Genomic DNA, 15,862 nt, shown 5'->3' on the forward strand with positions numbered 1-15,862 from the left:
GCCACGACAGCCCCGACCGTCGCCGCGACCGCCACCTCAAGGCACTCCAAGACCTCGGATACGAGGTCACACTCGCCAAGGCCTCATAGGCTGCGGTCGATTCTCCTGACAGCCACTTTCACGCAACGTCGTTGCAGGAAAGTGGCTTTGCTGCAACCGGTCGCGGTCCCATGGCGGCCCCGACCCGGCACTCCCCCGGGGTGTCGGCTGCTAACGGCGACCGCGAGGATGGTGGGGTGAACGCCCTGTTCGCCCGGATCGTCGTACTCGTGAGCGGTGCCGCAATCCTCATCGTGGAGACCCTCGCGACGAGGCTCGTTGCGCCCTACGTCGGCCTCACCCTCGAGTCGACGTCGGCGGTGATCGGCGTGGCGCTGGCCGGGATCGCGGCCGGGGCGTCCCTGGGCGGGCGGTGGTCCGACGTGCTGCCGCCCCGGCGGGTGGCGGCCGGCGCGCTGGCGGTCGGCGGACTGGGCGTGCTGGCGGTGCGTCCGCTGGTGCGGGTGCTGGGCCCGGCGCTCGGGCCGGGGCCGTTCGCGGCGATCCTGCTGGTGGCGGCGTCGACGCTGGTGTCGGTCACCGCGCTCGCGATGGTGACGCCCGCGGTCACCCGGGCCCGGCTGTCGGGTCTCGAGGGTTCGGGCACCGTGATCGGGCAGCTGTCCGCCGCGAGCACCGTCGGGGCCCTGGCCGGGGTGTTCCTCACCGGGTTCGTGCTGGTCGCGCTGCTGCCGGTGGCCGCGATCCTGCTCGTCACCGCGGTGGTGTGCCTGCTGCTCGCGCTCTGCACGGCCACCGTGCGTACGCGGTCCACGGTGACCTCCGCCGCCGTGGCTGCGGCGGTGCTCGGCATCGCGCTGGTCGCCGTGCCCGGCCGCTGCGACACCGACACCGTCTACTACTGCGCCCGCGTGGACGTCGAGGACGACGTCCGCGTGCTCGTGCTCGACGACCTGCGGCACTCCGCCGTCGACCTCGACGACCCGGCGTACCTCCAGTTCGCGTACACCCAGCGGTTCGCCGACGCGATCGACACGGCCTTCGCGGCGGGCGAGCCGCTGGACGCCGTGCACCTCGGGGCGGGCGGCTTCACCATGCCCCGCTGGCTCGCCGCGACCCGGCCCGGCAGCACGTCGGTCGTCCTCGAGATCGACCAGGGTGTGGTCGAGCTGGGCCGCCGCGAGCTGGGGGTGGCCGAGATCCCGGGTGTCGAGGTCCGCATCGGCGACGCCCGCACAGGGCTCGCCGAGGTGCCGTCCGCATCGGCCGACCTGGTGGTGGGCGACGCGTTCGGTGCGCGGTCCGTGCCGTGGCACCTGGCGACCGCCGAGTTCGCCGCCGAGGTGCACCGCGTACTGCGCCACGACGGGATCTACGTGCTCAACGTGATCGACCACCCGCCGTTCCGGCTGCTCGCCGCGGAGGCCGCCACGCTGGCCCAGCGGTTCCCGCACGTCGCCCTGATGGCCCGGCCGGAGCAGCTCGCCCAGGGAGTGGGCGGCAACGCGGTGATCGTCGCGTCGGACCGGCCGATCGACATCGCGGAGCTCGGCGCACGGGCCGCGGCGCGCGGCGAGCCCGGCTCGGTGCTCGGCGACGCGGCCACCCGCGAGTTGGCCGACGGCGCCCCGGTGCTCGTCGACGACTGGGCACCGGTGGACCAACTGCTGTCCTGATCGCGGTACGGTCGCCCGCGACGAACTCCGGAGGTGGCCGTGGCCGGCTGGGATGACCTCGTGTCCTTCGTGCGGGTGCGCTACGAGATCATGCGCCAGGCCGACGACGAGCTGTGGTTCAACCTCCCCACCACGGGTGAGCGCACGCAGATCGTGGCCGTGCGACAGGTCACCGGCGAGGACGACCACCCGTGGGCCCAGATCACCTCGCCCGTGGGACGGGTCGAGGACATCGACCTCGGCCGGATGCTCGCGCTCGCGGGTGAGTCGGTGGCGGGCGGGGCGATCGTGTCCGGCGGGCTCGTGCTGTTCCGGCACTCGATCCCGCTCGGCGACACCGCGCTGAACGGGTTCGACCGGCCGTTCCGGCTCGTCGTCGACGTCGCCGACCGGCTCGAGCACGAGCTCACCGGTGCCGACGAGCACTGACCGCCGAGCTCAGCCCGGCTGCGAGTCAGGTGCCATCCGGCGATTCTCGCCGCCGGATGTGAGATCGGTCGCACCGGGGCGGTTACCCCGCGCGGCGGGCGGGTGCCGCCTCGTCCAGTGCCCCCGACAGCTCGGAGACCGACTGCAGCCGCGTGAGCGTGGGGTGGCCCGCGGCGAGCAGCGCCTGGTCCGTGCCGGGCTCCGGCGGCGTCGACAGCTCGGCCACCCGCGAGTGCAGCGCCTCCCCGTCGTCCCCGCTGCGCAGGTCCACCCGCACCTGGACGGCGCCAAACGTCGCCAGCCGGGCCTCCCGCAGCTCACCGACCTCCGCGGTGGGCCTGTCGGGCACGTTCAGGGACAGCACGGTGCCGTCGGCCGAGGCGAGCAGCACGTCGAGCACGTCGGGCAGCACCGCGAGCGCCGTCTGCCAGTGCGGCCGCTCCGGCGGCTGCAGAGGCGTGTCGAGGGAGACGGCCAGCCCCCGCCACCCGTGCAGCGACGCCGCCAGCGCGGCCCCGACCGTGCCGGAGTGCAGCACCGAGTGCCCGAGGTTCGCGCCCAGGTTGATCCCGGACAGCACGACGTCCGGCACCGGCTCCAGCCAGCCCCGTCCGGCCGCGTGGACGATGAATGCCGGGTGCCCCTCCACCGCGTACGCCGGCACGCCCGGCAGCGCACTGAGCTCGCGGGCGTGCAGGCGGGTCCGGGAGCCCTCCCGCACCGACTGCACGGAGGCCCCCACACCGCTGGCGTCGACGTGCGGCGCGGCCACCACCACGTCGAACCCCGCGTCGCGCGCGCCCGCGGCGAGGGCCCACAGCCCCGGCGAGTCGATGCCGTCGTCGTTGGTGATCAGGGCGCGCAGACGTCGGGAGGAGGCCACCGCTCCACCGTAGGCGAGCCGGGTGGACGGCGGACGGCCTCGCGATGACGATCACGGAGCGCGCGGCCCACCCCCACCCCTCTGTCCGGAAAGCCACGTTCCGGACGCCGAACGTCGGGACGTGGCTTTCCGGACACTCGGGTCAGGCCGGGTTCAGGCCCGGCTCCCGGTCCGCGACGACGAACGACGCCTTCGTCGACACCGGCGCTCCCGGCGTCCGGACGGCGTCGACGACCCGGAAGTCGGCGCGCAGCTCACCGCCGGTGAACCGGGTGCGGACGTAGCCGCGCTTGCCGTTGCGGAACCTGATGTGCGGGTTGGCCGCCACCACCGCGTCCTGCTCGGGGGTGGAGTCGGTCCCGTCGCCGCCCGAGGTGACGGACGTGCAGACCAGCTCCGTGCCCACGGTCGGCCCGGTCGGGTCGGCGTAGTCCAGCTTCAGCTCGTTGGCCCAGTGCACGTGGACGTCCCCGGTCAGGACGACGGGGTTGCGCACGCCGGCGTCGACCCAGCCCCGCGTGATCCGGTCGCGGGAGCCGACGTAGCCGTCCCAGGCGTCCATGCTGAACCGCTGCGGGCCGGCGGGGTCGAGGTCGCGCTGGGCGAAGAACACCTGCTGGCCGAGCACGTCCCAGCGGCTCTGCGACCGGCGGAACCCGTCGAGCAGCCACGCTTCCTGCTCGGCTCCGGTGAGGGAGCGGGCGGGGTCCAGCCGCGGCGCACAGTCGACGCGGCCGCCGTCGCCGCAGGCCTGGTCGCTGCGGTACTGGCGGGTGTCCATCATGTGGAAGGTGGCGAGCCTGCCCCACGAGATGCGCCGGAAGAGCTGCATGTCGATGCCCCGCGGCACGGAGGAGCGGCGCAGCGGCATGTTCTCGTAGTAGGCCTGGAAGGCGGCCGCCCGCCGGGCCAGGAACTGCTCGCGCGGCTGCTTGCCCGGGTCCTGCGGCACCTCGTCGGCCCAGTTGTTGTCGAGCTCGTGGTCGTCCCACACCACGAGCCACGGGGCGACGGCGTGTGCGGCCTGCAGGTCGGGGTCGGTCTTGTACTGGGCGTGCCGCTGCCGGTAGCCGGCCAGCGTGGCGGTCTCCGGCCCGGCGACCGGCCGCACGGCATTCGCGCCGCCGGTGCCCTCGTACTGGTAGTCGCCCAGGTGCAGCACCAGCTCCGGCTCGTCGGCGGCCAGCGCGCCGTACGCGGTGAAGAACCCGGCCGTCCAGTTCGAGCAGGAGGCGAAGCACATCGTCAGTGCCGGGCCCATGGCGTTCGGGTTGGGCGCGGTGCGGGTGCGGCCCACCGGGGAGATGTGCCCCTCCGCGCGGAACCGGTAGAAGTACTCACGGCCCGTGGGCAGCCCGGCGAGCTCCACGTGGACGCTGTGGGCGCTCTCCGGCGCCGCGGTCGCGACCCCGCGCCGCTCCACCCGGCCGAACCGCTCGTCGGCCGCCAGCTCCCACTCCACCTCGACCGGGCGGGCCGGCATGCCGCCCATCCCGTCCTCGGCCAGCGGCTGCGGGGCAAGGCGCGTCCACAGGACCATGCCGTCGGGGAACGGGTCACCGGAGGCGACGCCGAGGGTGAACGGGAACGGCAGCGGGCCGCGCGGCACGGAGCCGAGGGAGGCGGCGGACGCGACGCCTGCGGGCAGCGCGACGGTGAGCGCGGCAGCACCGGCCGCACCGGCGAGCACGCGGCGACGGGAGACGGACGGGGGGGAGCTGCGACATGGGAGGTCCTCGCGGGTCTCGGGGCCGGGACCGGACGAGTGCACAGCACGGGAATGGCACGGACCGTGACGATCAGTGACGAGAACACCACGACCGGGTGAACGTCGCCGTCGGTCGTAGGCTCCGGACGTGACCACGCACGTACCGATGCCCCCGACCGGCGAGCAGTACGAGATCGGCTACGGGGACGCCCGCGCCGTCCTCACGGGCGTCGGGGCCGGGTTGCGGATGTTCGAGTCCGGCGGCCTCGCCTACGTCGAGACGTTCGACGTGCGCCGCCGGCCGTTCCGCGGCGCCGGCAGCGTCCTCGTCCCGTGGCCCAACCGCACGGCGGCCGGCCGGTGGACCTGGCGGGGCCAGGAACGGCAGCTGGCCCTGAGCGAACCCGCCGCGGGCAATGCCATCCACGGGCTGCTGCGGCACGCCGTCTACCGGCAGGGCGAGCGGACCACCGCCTCGATCACGCTGCACGCCGTCGTCGCGCCGCAGCCGGGCTGGCCCGTCCCGCTCGACACCAGCGTGCGGTACGCCGTGGGCGCGGACGGCCTCATCGTCACGCACACGGTGCGCAACGCCGGTAGCGACCCCTGCCCGTTCGGGGTCGGCGCCCATCCCTACCTGCGCGCCGGCGAGTCCGCCACCGACGACTGCGTGCTCACGCTCGCCGCCACGTCGACCCTGCCGCTCGACGCGGGGCTGCCGACCGGCCCCGAGCGCCCGGTCGACGGTGACCTCGACTTCCGTGGCGGCCTGCCGCTGCGCGACCGGGTGCTGGACCACGCCTTCGGCGGGTTCGTGCCGGCGCCGGGCGACACGGTGGTGCGGCACCGGCTGACCGGGCCCGGCGGGGACGTCGAGCTGTGGGCGGAGCCCGACTTCGGCTGGGTGCAGGTGTTCACTCCCGACGACCACCCGGACCGGGGCCGCGTCGTGGCCGTGGAGCCCATGACGTGCCCGCCGGACGCGCTGAACTCCGGCACCGGCCTGATCACGCTCGAACCGGGCGCGACGTGGTCGGGCAGCTGGGGCATCCGCCCGCTGGCCGCCTGACGCCCGTGGGCTTCGTGACGGGGCCGCACGTCCTCGTGCGTCAGTTCGACGAGAAGACGTGGACGCTCGAGGAACCGGTGGTCTACCGGGGCCGCACCGACGAGTTCGTCGTGCCGGAGGGCACTCGCACCGACTTCGCCTCGGTGCCGCGGGTGTTCGCGTGGCTGGTTCCGCCGTACGGGCTGTTCACGGCGGCGGCGGTGCTGCACGACCACCTGTGGCGCGTCCTGGTGCCCGCCGGGGTCGTCACGCCGGTGGACGCCGACGGGCTGTTCCGGCGCGCGATGCGCGAGCTCGGCGTCCCGTTCCTCATCCGGTGGTTCATGTGGGGTGCCGTACGGTGGGCCGCGCTGGCCGGCCCGGGACGCCGCCGCGGCTGGCTCGGCGAGCTGCCGCGCCTCGCGCTGGTCACGCTCGCGGCGCTACCGGTCGTGACCGTGCCTGCGGTCGCGATCGCGCTCGGGTTCGCCGTCTTCGCGGTGCTGGAGCAGGTCGCCTATCTGCTGCTCCTGCTCGTGCGCACGGTGCGGCCGTCGGACAAGCAGATCAACCGCCCGCGCCCGGACCTGCGGACCTGACGCTGTGGCCACCGTCCCGTCCGCGAGGGGGCGATCCCGCGCTGCTTGTGTGGCAGGGTGGCCAACCAGTGGCGATCCAACGACGAGGAGCGACGATGCGGGTCTTCAAGGGTGTCGACGAGCTGCGTGAGGCGGCGGGTTCCCAGCTCGGGGTGAGCGACTGGGTCACGGTGGACCAGTCGCACATCGACACGTTCGCCGAGGCCACCGGCGACCACCAGTGGATCCACGTCGACCAGGAGCGGGCCAAGGCCGGGCCGTTCGGCACCACGATCGCGCACGGGTTCCTGACGCTGTCCCTGCTCCCGGTGCTCGTCTCGCAGATCTACAAGATCGAGAACGTGAAGATGGGCATCAACTACGGGCTGAACAAGGTGAGGTTCACCTCTCCGGTGCCCGTTGGGAGCAAGGTCCGGGGGAGCATCGAGCTGCTCGAGGTGGCGGACGTGGCAGGCGGTGTCCAGTTGACCAACAAGGTCACGGTGGAGATCGAGGGCTCCGAGCGGCCCGCGCTCGTCGCCGAGTGGCTGACCCGGCAGCACGTGTAGATCGAGGAGGATCGTGATGCGCGACGCGGTGATCTGTGAGCCGCTGCGGACCCCGGTGGGGGGCTTCGGCGGCTCGCTGCGCGACGTCCCGGCGCACGAGTTGGCGGCCACGGTGATCCGTGGCCTGATGGAGCGCACCGGGCTCGCGCCCGACGCCGTCGACGACGTGGTGCTCGGGCACTGCTACCCCAGCATGGACGCGCCCGCGATCGGCCGCGTCGCCGCGCTGGACGCCGGGCTGCCGGTGACCGCCACCGGGATCCAGATCGACCGGCGGTGCGGCTCCGGCCTGCAGGCGGTGCTGTACGCGGCGATGCAGGTGCAGTCCGGGGTGTCCGACGTGCTGCTGGCCGGCGGCGCCGAGTCCATGTCGAACGCGCCCTTCTACTCCACGGGTATGCGCTGGGGCGTGCGGTCGGGGCCCGGGGTGATGCTGCACGACGGGCTGTCCCGGGGCCGCGTCACCGCGGGCGGGGTCAACCACCCCGTGCCCGGCGGCATGCTGGAGACGGCGGAGAACCTGCGCCGCGAGTACGCGATCCCGCGCGCGGAGCAGGACGAGTTCGCGGTGCGGTCGCACCAGCGGGCGGCCGCGGCGCGCGACGCGGGCAAGTTCGCCGACGAGATCGTCCCGGTCACCGTGAAGGGGCGGAAGGGCGACACGGTCGTCGACACCGACGAGCACATCCGGCCGGACTCGTCGGTCGAGAAGCTCGCCACGCTGCGGCCCGTCCTGGGCCGGGACGACCCCGAGGCCACGGTCACCGCGGGCAACGCGAGCGGGCAGAACGACGGGGCGGCGATCTGCGTCGTCACCCACCCGGCGAAGGCCGAGGAGCTGGGCCTGCGGCCGCTGGCCCGCCTGGTCTCGTGGGGCATCGGCGGCGTTCCGCCCGCCACGATGGGCATCGGCCCGGTGCCCGCGGTCGCCAAGGCGCTCGACACCGCCCAGCTGACGCTGGCCGAGATGGACCTGATCGAGCTCAACGAGGCTTTCGCCGCGCAGGCGCTGGCGTGCACGCGGGAGTGGAAGTTCACCCCCGAGGACTTCGACCGCGTGAACGTCAACGGCTCCGGCATCTCGCTGGGCCACCCCGTGGGTGCCACCGGTGGCCGGATCCTCGCCACGCTGACCCGCGAGATGGCGCGCCGGGAGGCTCGGTACGGCCTCGAGACGATGTGCATCGGCGGCGGGCAGGGGCTCGCGGCCGTCTTCGAACGGGTGGCCTGAGACCCGGTGGGGGCGACCCGCCGGGTGACGTGACGTGAAACGCCCGGTGTCCCGGGTACGAACTCCCCAGTGACGAGATTCGCCGGAGGCGAGGGGAGTCGGGGAGATGTCGGGCGTGGGAACGGTTCCGGTGAGCGGTCGGGACCGCGCCGTGCTGCGGGCCGTGGCGGCAGGTCGCTGCGAGCTGGGTGCGGGGTGCGAGCCCATCCTGCTGGTCGACGGCATCGTGTGCGCCGACTTCTCCGTGGCGCAGCGTCTGATCGTCGCCGGGCTGCTCGCCGCGCCAGACCCTGCGCTCCCCAGGTCGCCCGCCGCGCTGACGGCGGCCGGCCGGGAGGTCGTCGCCCCGGCGGGCTGAGCGGAGCCGGGCGGAACCAGCGCCCGGCCCGACGCAGGTCACAGCGGATGCGGTTGCCGTCGCCGCACCCGGCAGGACATGCTTGCTCTGCACAACTTGTTGCGTGCCGCATGAAACTTCTGCCCAGGGAGCCCGCCGTGCCCTCCGAGGACGAGCTCGCGATCGCCGACGCGGTCGGCAACCAGCTCATCCGGCTGGTCCGCCTGATCGAGCGCAAGCACGCCCAGTACCAGGCCGAGCACCCCGACGCCGTGGAGCGCGCCACCTACTACCTGCTCGTCCACCTGGTGAAGGACGGGCCGCGCCGCGCCGGCTCGCTCGCCGAGGCCGTGCGCTCCGACCCGTCCACGATCAGCCGCCAGATCGGCCAGCTGGTGCGGCTCGGGCTCGTCGAGCGCACCGCCGACCCCGAGGACGGCCGCGCGACTCTGCTCGCCGCCACCGACGAGGGCAGGCGCGTCTTCGAGGAGAACCGGCGGATGCGCAACGAGACCATCGCCGAGATGATCGCCCACTGGCCCGCCGAGGACCGCCACGCGCTGTCGGAGCTGCTCACGCGGTTCGCCACCGAGTACGAAACCTTCACGACCCGAACCACCGGGCCCGCCACCGCGCAGCCCCGGTCCTGAGGAGAGAGCCCATGTCCGCGCCCGGAACCGGCGCCGGCCCCACCGCGGGGGACCCGCCGGCGGCAGGCTCGCTCACCCACCGGCAGATCCTCACGATCTTCGCCGGACTGATGATCGGCATGTTCCTCGCCGCGCTCGACCAGACGATCGTGGCCACGTCGATCCGCACGATCGCCGACGACCTCGGCGGGCTGAGCCTGCAGGCGTGGGCGACGACCGCCTACCTGATCACCGCGACGATCACGACACCGCTCTACGGCAAGCTGTCGGACCTCTACGGCCGCAAGCCGCTGTTCCTCGCCGCGATCTCGATCTTCGTGGTCGGTTCGGTGGCGTGCACGTTCGCGGGCTCGATGTACGAGCTCGCGGCGTTCCGCGGGATCCAGGGACTCGGGGCGGGCGGGCTGTTCTCGCTCGCGCTGACGATCATCGGCGACATCGTCGCGCCGCGGGAGCGGGCCCGCTACCAGGGCTACTTCGTCGCCGTCTTCGGCACGTCGAGCGTGCTCGGGCCGGTCGCGGGCGGGTTCTTCGCGGGCCAGGCCGAGCTGCTCGGGATCACCGGATGGCGCTGGGTCTTCCTCATCAACGTCCCGCTCGGGATCGTCGCGCTCATCGTCGTCACCCGGGTGCTCAACATCCCGCACACCAAGCGGGAGCACCGGATCGACTGGCCGGGAGCGCTCGCGCTCGCCGTCGGGCTGGTGCCTTTGCTGATCGTCGCCGAGCAGGGCCGGATCTGGGGCTGGGGCTCGGTCGGGGCGCTGGTCTGCTACGGGATCGGGGCCGTCGGGATCGGTGCGTTCCTGTTGCTGGAACGGCGCATCGGCGACGACGCGCTGCTGCCGCTGCGGTTCTTCCGCACCGGCGTGTTCAGCTGGGGGTCGATCGCCGGGTTCATCGCCGGGATGGGGATGTTCGGCGCGCTCGCGCTCCTGCCGCTCTACCTGCAGATCGTCAAGGGGGCGTCACCCACCGCGGCGGGCCTGCAGACCCTGCCGCTGGTGCTCGGCATCATGTCGATGTCGGTGTTCTCCGGACAGCTGATCTCCCGCACGGGCCGCTACAAGATCTGGCCCGTCCTCGGCCTCTCGCTGATGGTCGTTGGCATCGCGCTGCTGTCACGGATCGGCGTGGACACGCCCTACTGGCAGGTCGCGCTGATCATGGTCGTGATCGGCTGGGGCCTGGGCGGCAACATGCAGCCGATCACGCTCGCCGTGCAGAACGCGATGCCGCCGCGGGACATGGGCGTCGCGACCGCATCGGCCACGTTCTTCCGGCAGATGGGCGGCACCCTCGGCACGGCCGTGTTCCTGTCCATCCTGTTCACGGCGCTGGGCGGCAACGTGGCCGAGAACGTCCGGGCCGCCGCCGCCACGCCGGAGTTCCAGGCCGCAGTCACCGATCCCGCGGTGGCCGCCGACCCGGCCAACGGGCCGATCCTCGCCGCGCTGCAGGGCGGCGGCCCGGTGTCGCTGGACGACTCCTCGTTCCTGTCCAGCGCGAACCCGGTACTGGCCCGGCCGATCCTGGAGGGGTTCGCCGACTCGATGAGCATCGTGTTCCTGGCCGCCGCCGCGGTGCTCGTGCTCGGCCTGGTCGCGGTGCTGATGATGAAGGAACTGCCGCTGCGCACGCAGTCCGGCGTCGACGCCCGGCGCGCGGGGGAGGCCGATCCGCTGGAGACGCTGCAGCCGCCGGCCACGCCGGTGGTGGTGCCGGCGGAGGCGGGGCGCTCGGCGACGGCGGCGCCGCCGCGGAGCGCGCCCGACTGACTCCGGCGTGGCCCTGTCGCCTAGTGCTCGGCGCCGTCGGCGGCGGCGTCCTTCGCGCGCTGCCACGACGCCCTGATCTCGCGCTCGGCGTCGGCCCGGCCGACCCAGGTGGCGCCCTCGACGCTCTTGCCCGGCTCGAGGGTCTTGTAGATCTCGAAGAAGTGCTGGATCTCCGCGCGGTCGAACTCGGGCAGGTGGTGGATGTCGCGCAGGTGCTCCTGCCGCGGGTCGTCGCTCGGGACGCAGAGGACCTTGTCGTCGCCGCCCTTCTCGTCCTTCATCCGGAACATCCCGATCGCACGGGAGCGGATCAGGCAGCCGGGGAACGTGGGCTCCTGGACGAGGACGAGAGCGTCCAGCGGGTCGCCGTCCTCACCGAGCGTGTCGTCGATGAACCCGTAGTCGGCGGGGTACTGGGTGGCCGTGAACAGGGTCCGGTCCAGGCGGATCCGCCCCGACTCGTGGTCCACCTCGTACTTGTTGCGGCCGCCCTTGGGGATCTCGATGGTGACGTCGAAGTCCACTTTCGCGCTCTCCTGCTTATCGGGAAATGGCGGGTACGGAGCCGATGCCGGTCGGGCGACCGGCTCCGGCGCCTGCCTCTAGTGTGAGGGACCGGCTCGGACGGCTTGTGACCGGCCGACCGGTGCGAACGTGCAGGGCAACGGTGGAGGAGGCCGCGGTGGGCTTCGGGCGGCGGATCGGTGACACGCTGCGCGTGCCGGGTCGCGGAGCGCGACGGGCGCTCACCGTCCTGGTCGTGCTCGCGGTGGCGGGTGGGGCCGGTAGCGCCGTCGCGCTGCACGCCCCGACGCTGGTCACGGACCTCGGGCTGGTCGAGCCGACCGCCCCGCCGCCGCCGCCCGCACCGCAGCCCGTCCTCCGGGCGCTGGCCGCCGACGCCCCGCTGCCCACCACGGCGGGTCTGTCCGAGGCGCTCGACGACGCCGTCGAGGAGATGCCGGGCAGCTTCAGCGGCGTCGTGGTCGACCCGGCCTCCGGTACCGCGCTCTGGCAGAGCGACCCCGAGCGCGCGCTCGTGCCGGGGTCGACCACCAAGCTGCTCACGGCCGCCGCCGCGCTCCTGACGCTGAACCCGACCGACCGGTTCGTCACGCGGGCGGTCGAGGGGCCCGATCCGGGCACGGTGGTGCTCGTCGGGGGCGGTGACCCCACGCTGAGCACCATGCCGGAGGGTGAGGAGAGCGTGTACCCGGACGTGCCGCGGCTGGCCGACCTCGCCGCGGAGGTCCGGGAGGAGGCGCAGGGCCCGATCGAGCGCGTGCTCGTCGACACCAGCCGCTACAGCGGGCCGGGGATGGCCGAGGGCTGGGTCCGGGAGGACATCGCGGCCGGGTACATCACCCCGATCGAGCCGCTGATGGTCGACGGCGGGCGCATCGACCCGACCCTGCAGAACGGCACCCGCGTCGACGACCCCGCCCTCGCGGCCGGGCGGGCGCTGGCGGAGGAGCTCGGTGTCGACCCCGACGCCGTCGAGGAGGGCACCGCGGAGCCGGGGGCGAGCACGCTCGGCGCCGTCGGGTCCGCTCCGGTGGCCGAACTCGTCGAGCACCTCATCCGCAGCTCGGACAACGTGCTCGGGGAGACGCTCGCCCGCGAGGTCGCGATCGCCCGCGACGGCGAGCCGACGTTCGAGGGCGCCGCCGAGCACACCGTCGCCGCGCTCGCGCAGGCCGGGTTCGACCCGAGCGGCGCGGAGCTGCACGACGGCAGCGGGCTCTCCACCGAGAACGTGATCCCGGCGGGCCTGCTCGGTTCGCTGCTCGCCGCGGCCGCAGCGCCCCAGGGCCCCGACGACACCCAGTTCCTGCGCCCGATCATCACCGGGCTCCCGGTGGCGGGCGGCAGCGGCACACTCGACGACCGCTTCGGCCGCGATGCCGCCTCCGCCGGCGGCCGGGGGGTCGTGCGGGCCAAGACCGGCACCCTGACCGGCCTCAGCAGCCTCGCCGGCGTGGTCACCGACGCCGACGGACGGCTGCTCGTCTTCGCGTTCGTGTCCAACGGGCCGAGCCCGGCCACGTCCCGCCCCCGCCTGGACGCGATGGCGGCGGAGCTGAGCGAGTGCGGCTGCCGCTGACCCACCCCGCCGATGCGCCCCGCTTCGGCGCATGCCCCCGTCGACGGGGGGCATCGGCCGACTTGGGGCGCATGCGCGGATTCGGGGTGCGTGAGCCGGTCGGGGTGCGTCGGTCGCCGGTTCGGGCGGGCGCCGCTCGCGGTGCGTAGCGTGGGGCGGGTGCGCGACACGATCGAGGACGTCCGGCCCGCCGCCCCGACCGAGCGCGGGCTGCCCGTCGACTGGGCGCTCGCCCGGCGCACGGCCGTGCGGCTGAGCAGCCCGGGGCCGGAGACGACCCGGGAGGAGGCCACCGAGCTCGTCGCGCGGCTGCGGGCCGACGCGGCCGTGGCCGAGGGGCACGTCCGCGACGTCACCGGGCTCGGGCACGGCCTGCCGCTGCTGCCCGCCGACGTCGTCGACCGGCCGGCGTGGACCGCCGCGGCCCTGCACGGGATGGCCGCGCTCACCGCGGACGCGCAGCTGCCCGTGGTGCCGCGGGTGGCCCGCGCGGTGACGTCGCGCACGGCGGGCCTGCAGATCGGTGGCGTCGTCGCCTACCTCGGGGGCCGGGTGCTCGGCCAGTACGACCCGTTCGGCGGCCCCGCGGGCGACGGGCGGCTGCTGCTCGTCGCGCCGAACGTGCATGCCGCGCAGCAGGCGCTGGACGTGTCGTCCGCCGACTTCGGGCTCTGGGTCTGCCTGCACGAGGCCACCCACCGGCTCCAGTTCACCGCCGTCCCGTGGCTGCGCTCGTACTTCGCGGCGGAGGTCGCCCGCTTCCTGACCGTCGCGCAGGGCCAGGACGAGCGGGGGGCGGTGTTCGAGCGGCTGCCCGAGGTGCTGCGGGCGGTCCGGTCCGCCAGGGGCGACTCGCTCGCGATCGTCGAGCTGCTGCAGGGCCCCGAGCAGCGCGCGGTGCTCGACCGGCTGCTCGCCCTCACCACGCTGCTGGAAGGGCACGCCGATCACGTGATGGACGCCGTCGGCCCGGACGTCGTGCCGACCGTGGCGACGATCCGGGCCCGGTTCACGATGCGGCGCCGCGGCGGCGGGATCGTCGACCGCGTGCTGCGCGCCCTGCTCGGCGTGGAGGCGAAGGTGCGCCAGTACGCCGTCGGCTCGGCCTTCACGAAGCACGTCGTGCTGGCCGCGGGGATGGACGGGTTCAACCGCGTCTGGGAGAGCCCCGAGACGCTGCCCACCCGCGCCGAGCTCGCCGATCCGGGGGCCTGGCTGCGCCGCGTCCACCCCTGACCGCGCCCGCATCCCGGGCGGCGTCGCCGAGAATGGGGCCGTGAGCACCCCTCGTCCGGCCGTCGCCGAGGTCCGGCGCGCGGTCCGGGCCGCGCTCGCCGCCCTCCCGGCCCCGCACCGGGCCGCGCCGCTGCTCGTGGCCTGCTCCGGCGGGGCCGACTCGCTCGCGCTCGCCGCCGCCGCGCTCGCCGTGCGCGGGCCGGGGGAGGTGCACGCCGCGGTGGTCGACCACGGCCTGCAGGACGGGTCGGCGCGACAGGCCGCCGCCACCGCTGGGCTGCTCACCGGGATGGGGATCGCGGCGACCGTGCACGCCGTGACGGTCGCCGGCCCGGGTGGCACCGAGGCCGCGGCTCGCCGCGCCCGCCGCGCCGCCCTGCTGGCCGCCCGCCCGCACCCGGACGCCCCGGTGCTGCTCGGCCACACCCTCGACGACCAGGCCGAGACCGTGCTGCTCGGCCTGGGCCGCGGGTCCGGGGCGCGGTCGCTCGCCGGGATGCGGGTGTGGGACGCGCCGTGGCTGCGGCCGTTGCTCGCGGTGCGCCGCGAGGTCACCCGGGCCGCGTGCGCCGAGCAGGACCTCCCCGTGTGGGACGACCCGCACAACGCCGACCCGCGCTTCACCCGCGTCCGCCTGCGGCACGAGGTGCTGCCACTGCTGGAGGACGTGCTCGGCGGCGGGGTGGCCGCCGCGCTCGCCCGCACCGCCGACCAGCTGCGCTCCGACGGGGCGGCCCTCGATGCCGTCGCGGAGGGCGTGCTCGCCGAGGCGGTCGAGGGTGAGGCGCTGCTCCTCGCGCCGGTCGCCGCCGCCCCCGCGGCCGTGCGGACGCGCGTGCTGCGGGCCTGGCTGGCCGCGCGCGGCGTGACCGGCCTCACCGCGGCCCACCTGCGTGTCGCCGACGGTTTCGCAGCTCAGGGGCCTGATCGGGCGGGTTCGGCCGTGCCCGGCGGGTTGGAGCTGGTGCGCGAGCGTGGCAGGCTCTCCGTGCGCCCGGTCGGCTGGCCACCGGGCGGGAGCCCGACACCCCAGGAGGACGTCCGCCGTGTACGACGGTGACATCGCATCGACGCTGGTCACCGAGCAGGCGATCCGCGACAAGACCGCGGAGCTCGCCGAGCAGATCGGTCGCGACTACGCGGAGGACACCCACGGGAACCCGGCGGGGGATTTGCTGCTCGTCGGGGTCCTCAAGGGCGCCGTCATGTTCATGACCGACCTCGCACGTGCGCTGCCGGTGCCGGTGCAGCTGGAGTTCATGGCCGTCAGCTCCTACGGCTCGGCCACCTCGTCATCGGGCGTGGTGCGCATCCTCAAGGACCTCGACCGCGACATCGCGGGCCGGCACGTGCTGATCGTCGAGGACATCATCGACTCGGGGCTCACGCTGTCCTGGCTGCTCAAGAACCTGGAGTCGCGCCAGCCCGCGTCGCTCGAGGTCTGCACGCTGCTGCGCAAGCCGGACGCGGTGAAGGTCGAGGTGCCCGTGAGGTACGTCGGCTTCGACATCCCCAACGAGTTCGTGGTCGGCTACGGCCTCGACTACGCCGAGCGCTACCGCGACCTGCCGTTCATCGGGACGCTGGACCCGGCCGTCTACGGCTGACCCTTCGCCGGGTGGCCCGGCCCGAGCG

16 protein-coding genes are annotated in these 15,862 nt (G+C 74.3%); 13 read left to right on the forward strand and 3 right to left on the reverse strand.

What is annotated here, in order from left to right; translation table 11 throughout:
* Positions 1-236 precede the first annotated feature (236 nt).
* Both KME75_RS15555 and KME75_RS15560 read left to right on the forward strand, forming a co-directional pair.
* Entirely contained in the window at positions 237-1,676 is a 1,440-nt protein-coding gene (locus KME75_RS15555) for a fused MFS/spermidine synthase (protein WP_219415533.1), read from the forward strand.
* 39 nt (positions 1,677-1,715) lie between these two features.
* A complete protein-coding gene (locus KME75_RS15560; protein ID WP_219415534.1) occupies positions 1,716-2,105 on the forward strand; it encodes a hypothetical protein in 390 nt (129 codons plus the stop codon).
* An 82-nt stretch (positions 2,106-2,187) separates the two neighbouring features.
* Here KME75_RS15560 and surE read toward each other — a convergent pair whose 3' ends face one another.
* Complete coding sequence (gene surE, locus KME75_RS15565) at positions 2,188-2,988, reverse strand: 5'/3'-nucleotidase SurE (protein WP_308282804.1); 801 nt, start codon at positions 2,986-2,988, stop codon at positions 2,188-2,190.
* Between the two features lie 142 nt (positions 2,989-3,130).
* On the reverse strand, positions 3,131-4,678 hold the full coding sequence (locus KME75_RS15570) for an alkaline phosphatase D family protein (RefSeq protein ID WP_308282805.1): 1,548 nt from the start codon (positions 4,676-4,678) through the stop codon (positions 3,131-3,133).
* Between the two features lie 166 nt (positions 4,679-4,844).
* On the opposite strand from KME75_RS15570, the gene KME75_RS15575 reads away from it, so the two are divergent.
* The 7 genes from KME75_RS15575 to KME75_RS15605 all read left to right on the forward strand — a co-directional run bounded on the left by KME75_RS15575 (position 4,845) and on the right by KME75_RS15605 (position 10,887).
* Positions 4,845-5,765 carry an aldose 1-epimerase family protein gene (locus tag KME75_RS15575; protein ID WP_308282806.1) on the forward strand — a complete coding sequence of 307 codons (921 nt, stop codon included), beginning with the start codon at positions 4,845-4,847 and terminating at the stop codon, positions 5,763-5,765.
* Positions 5,766-5,770: 5 nt separating this feature from the next.
* The gene (locus KME75_RS15580) at positions 5,771-6,343 is read left to right on the forward strand and encodes a DUF1353 domain-containing protein (protein WP_219415536.1); all 573 of its coding nucleotides are present in this window, start codon (positions 5,771-5,773) and stop codon (positions 6,341-6,343) included.
* 95 nt (positions 6,344-6,438) lie between these two features.
* A complete protein-coding gene (locus tag KME75_RS15585) occupies positions 6,439-6,891 on the forward strand; it encodes a MaoC family dehydratase (RefSeq protein ID WP_219415537.1) in 453 nt (150 codons plus the stop codon).
* A gap of 16 nt (positions 6,892-6,907) precedes the next feature.
* Positions 6,908-8,122 carry an acetyl-CoA C-acetyltransferase gene (locus tag KME75_RS15590; RefSeq protein WP_219415538.1) on the forward strand — a complete coding sequence of 405 codons (1,215 nt, stop codon included), beginning with the start codon at positions 6,908-6,910 and terminating at the stop codon, positions 8,120-8,122.
* 115 nt (positions 8,123-8,237) lie between these two features.
* Complete coding sequence (locus KME75_RS15595; protein ID WP_308282807.1) at positions 8,238-8,480, forward strand: hypothetical protein; 243 nt, start codon at positions 8,238-8,240, stop codon at positions 8,478-8,480.
* A gap of 137 nt (positions 8,481-8,617) precedes the next feature.
* The gene (locus tag KME75_RS15600; RefSeq protein WP_308282808.1) at positions 8,618-9,109 is read left to right on the forward strand and encodes a MarR family winged helix-turn-helix transcriptional regulator; all 492 of its coding nucleotides are present in this window, start codon (positions 8,618-8,620) and stop codon (positions 9,107-9,109) included.
* Positions 9,110-9,120: 11 nt separating this feature from the next.
* Positions 9,121-10,887 carry an MDR family MFS transporter gene (locus KME75_RS15605; protein ID WP_219415541.1) on the forward strand — a complete coding sequence of 589 codons (1,767 nt, stop codon included), beginning with the start codon at positions 9,121-9,123 and terminating at the stop codon, positions 10,885-10,887.
* Between the two features lie 20 nt (positions 10,888-10,907).
* Here the strand turns inward: KME75_RS15605 and KME75_RS15610 are convergent, their stop codons facing one another.
* A complete protein-coding gene (locus tag KME75_RS15610; RefSeq protein ID WP_219415542.1) occupies positions 10,908-11,411 on the reverse strand; it encodes an inorganic diphosphatase in 504 nt (167 codons plus the stop codon).
* Between the two features lie 158 nt (positions 11,412-11,569).
* Between KME75_RS15610 and dacB the strand changes: the two genes are divergently transcribed.
* From dacB to hpt, 4 genes are all read left to right on the forward strand, one after another.
* Positions 11,570-12,991: a D-alanyl-D-alanine carboxypeptidase/D-alanyl-D-alanine endopeptidase gene (gene dacB, locus KME75_RS15615; protein WP_219415543.1), complete on the forward strand. Its 1,422-nt coding sequence runs from the start codon at positions 11,570-11,572 to the stop codon at positions 12,989-12,991.
* 159 nt (positions 12,992-13,150) lie between these two features.
* Positions 13,151-14,227, forward strand: coding sequence for an Rv3626c family coenzyme F420 biosynthesis-associated protein (locus KME75_RS15620; protein WP_308282809.1), 1,077 nt, complete (start codon positions 13,151-13,153; stop codon positions 14,225-14,227).
* A gap of 40 nt (positions 14,228-14,267) precedes the next feature.
* Entirely contained in the window at positions 14,268-15,287 is a 1,020-nt protein-coding gene (tilS, locus tag KME75_RS15625) for a tRNA lysidine(34) synthetase TilS (protein WP_219415545.1), read from the forward strand.
* Entirely contained in the window at positions 15,274-15,834 is a 561-nt protein-coding gene (gene hpt, locus KME75_RS15630; RefSeq protein ID WP_219415546.1) for a hypoxanthine phosphoribosyltransferase, read from the forward strand. Before tilS ends, hpt begins: the two co-directional genes overlap by 14 nt.
* Positions 15,835-15,862 lie beyond the last annotated feature (28 nt).

This window comes from Pseudonocardia nigra (assembly GCF_019396355.1).
GTDB classification, from domain to species: Bacteria; Actinomycetota; Actinomycetes; order Mycobacteriales; family Pseudonocardiaceae; genus Pseudonocardia; species Pseudonocardia nigra.

Bases quoted from the DNA above. Each gene is read 5' to 3' on its own strand.
- KME75_RS15585 (WP_219415537.1), top strand. From the start codon at position 6,439: ATGCGGGTCTTCAAGGGTGTCGACGAGCTGCGTGAGGCGGCGGGTTCC.
- KME75_RS15590 (WP_219415538.1), top strand. From the start codon at position 6,908: ATGCGCGACGCGGTGATCTGTGAGCCGCTGCGGACCCCGGTGGGGGGC.
- KME75_RS15605 (WP_219415541.1), top strand. From the start codon at position 9,121: ATGTCCGCGCCCGGAACCGGCGCCGGCCCCACCGCGGGGGACCCGCCG.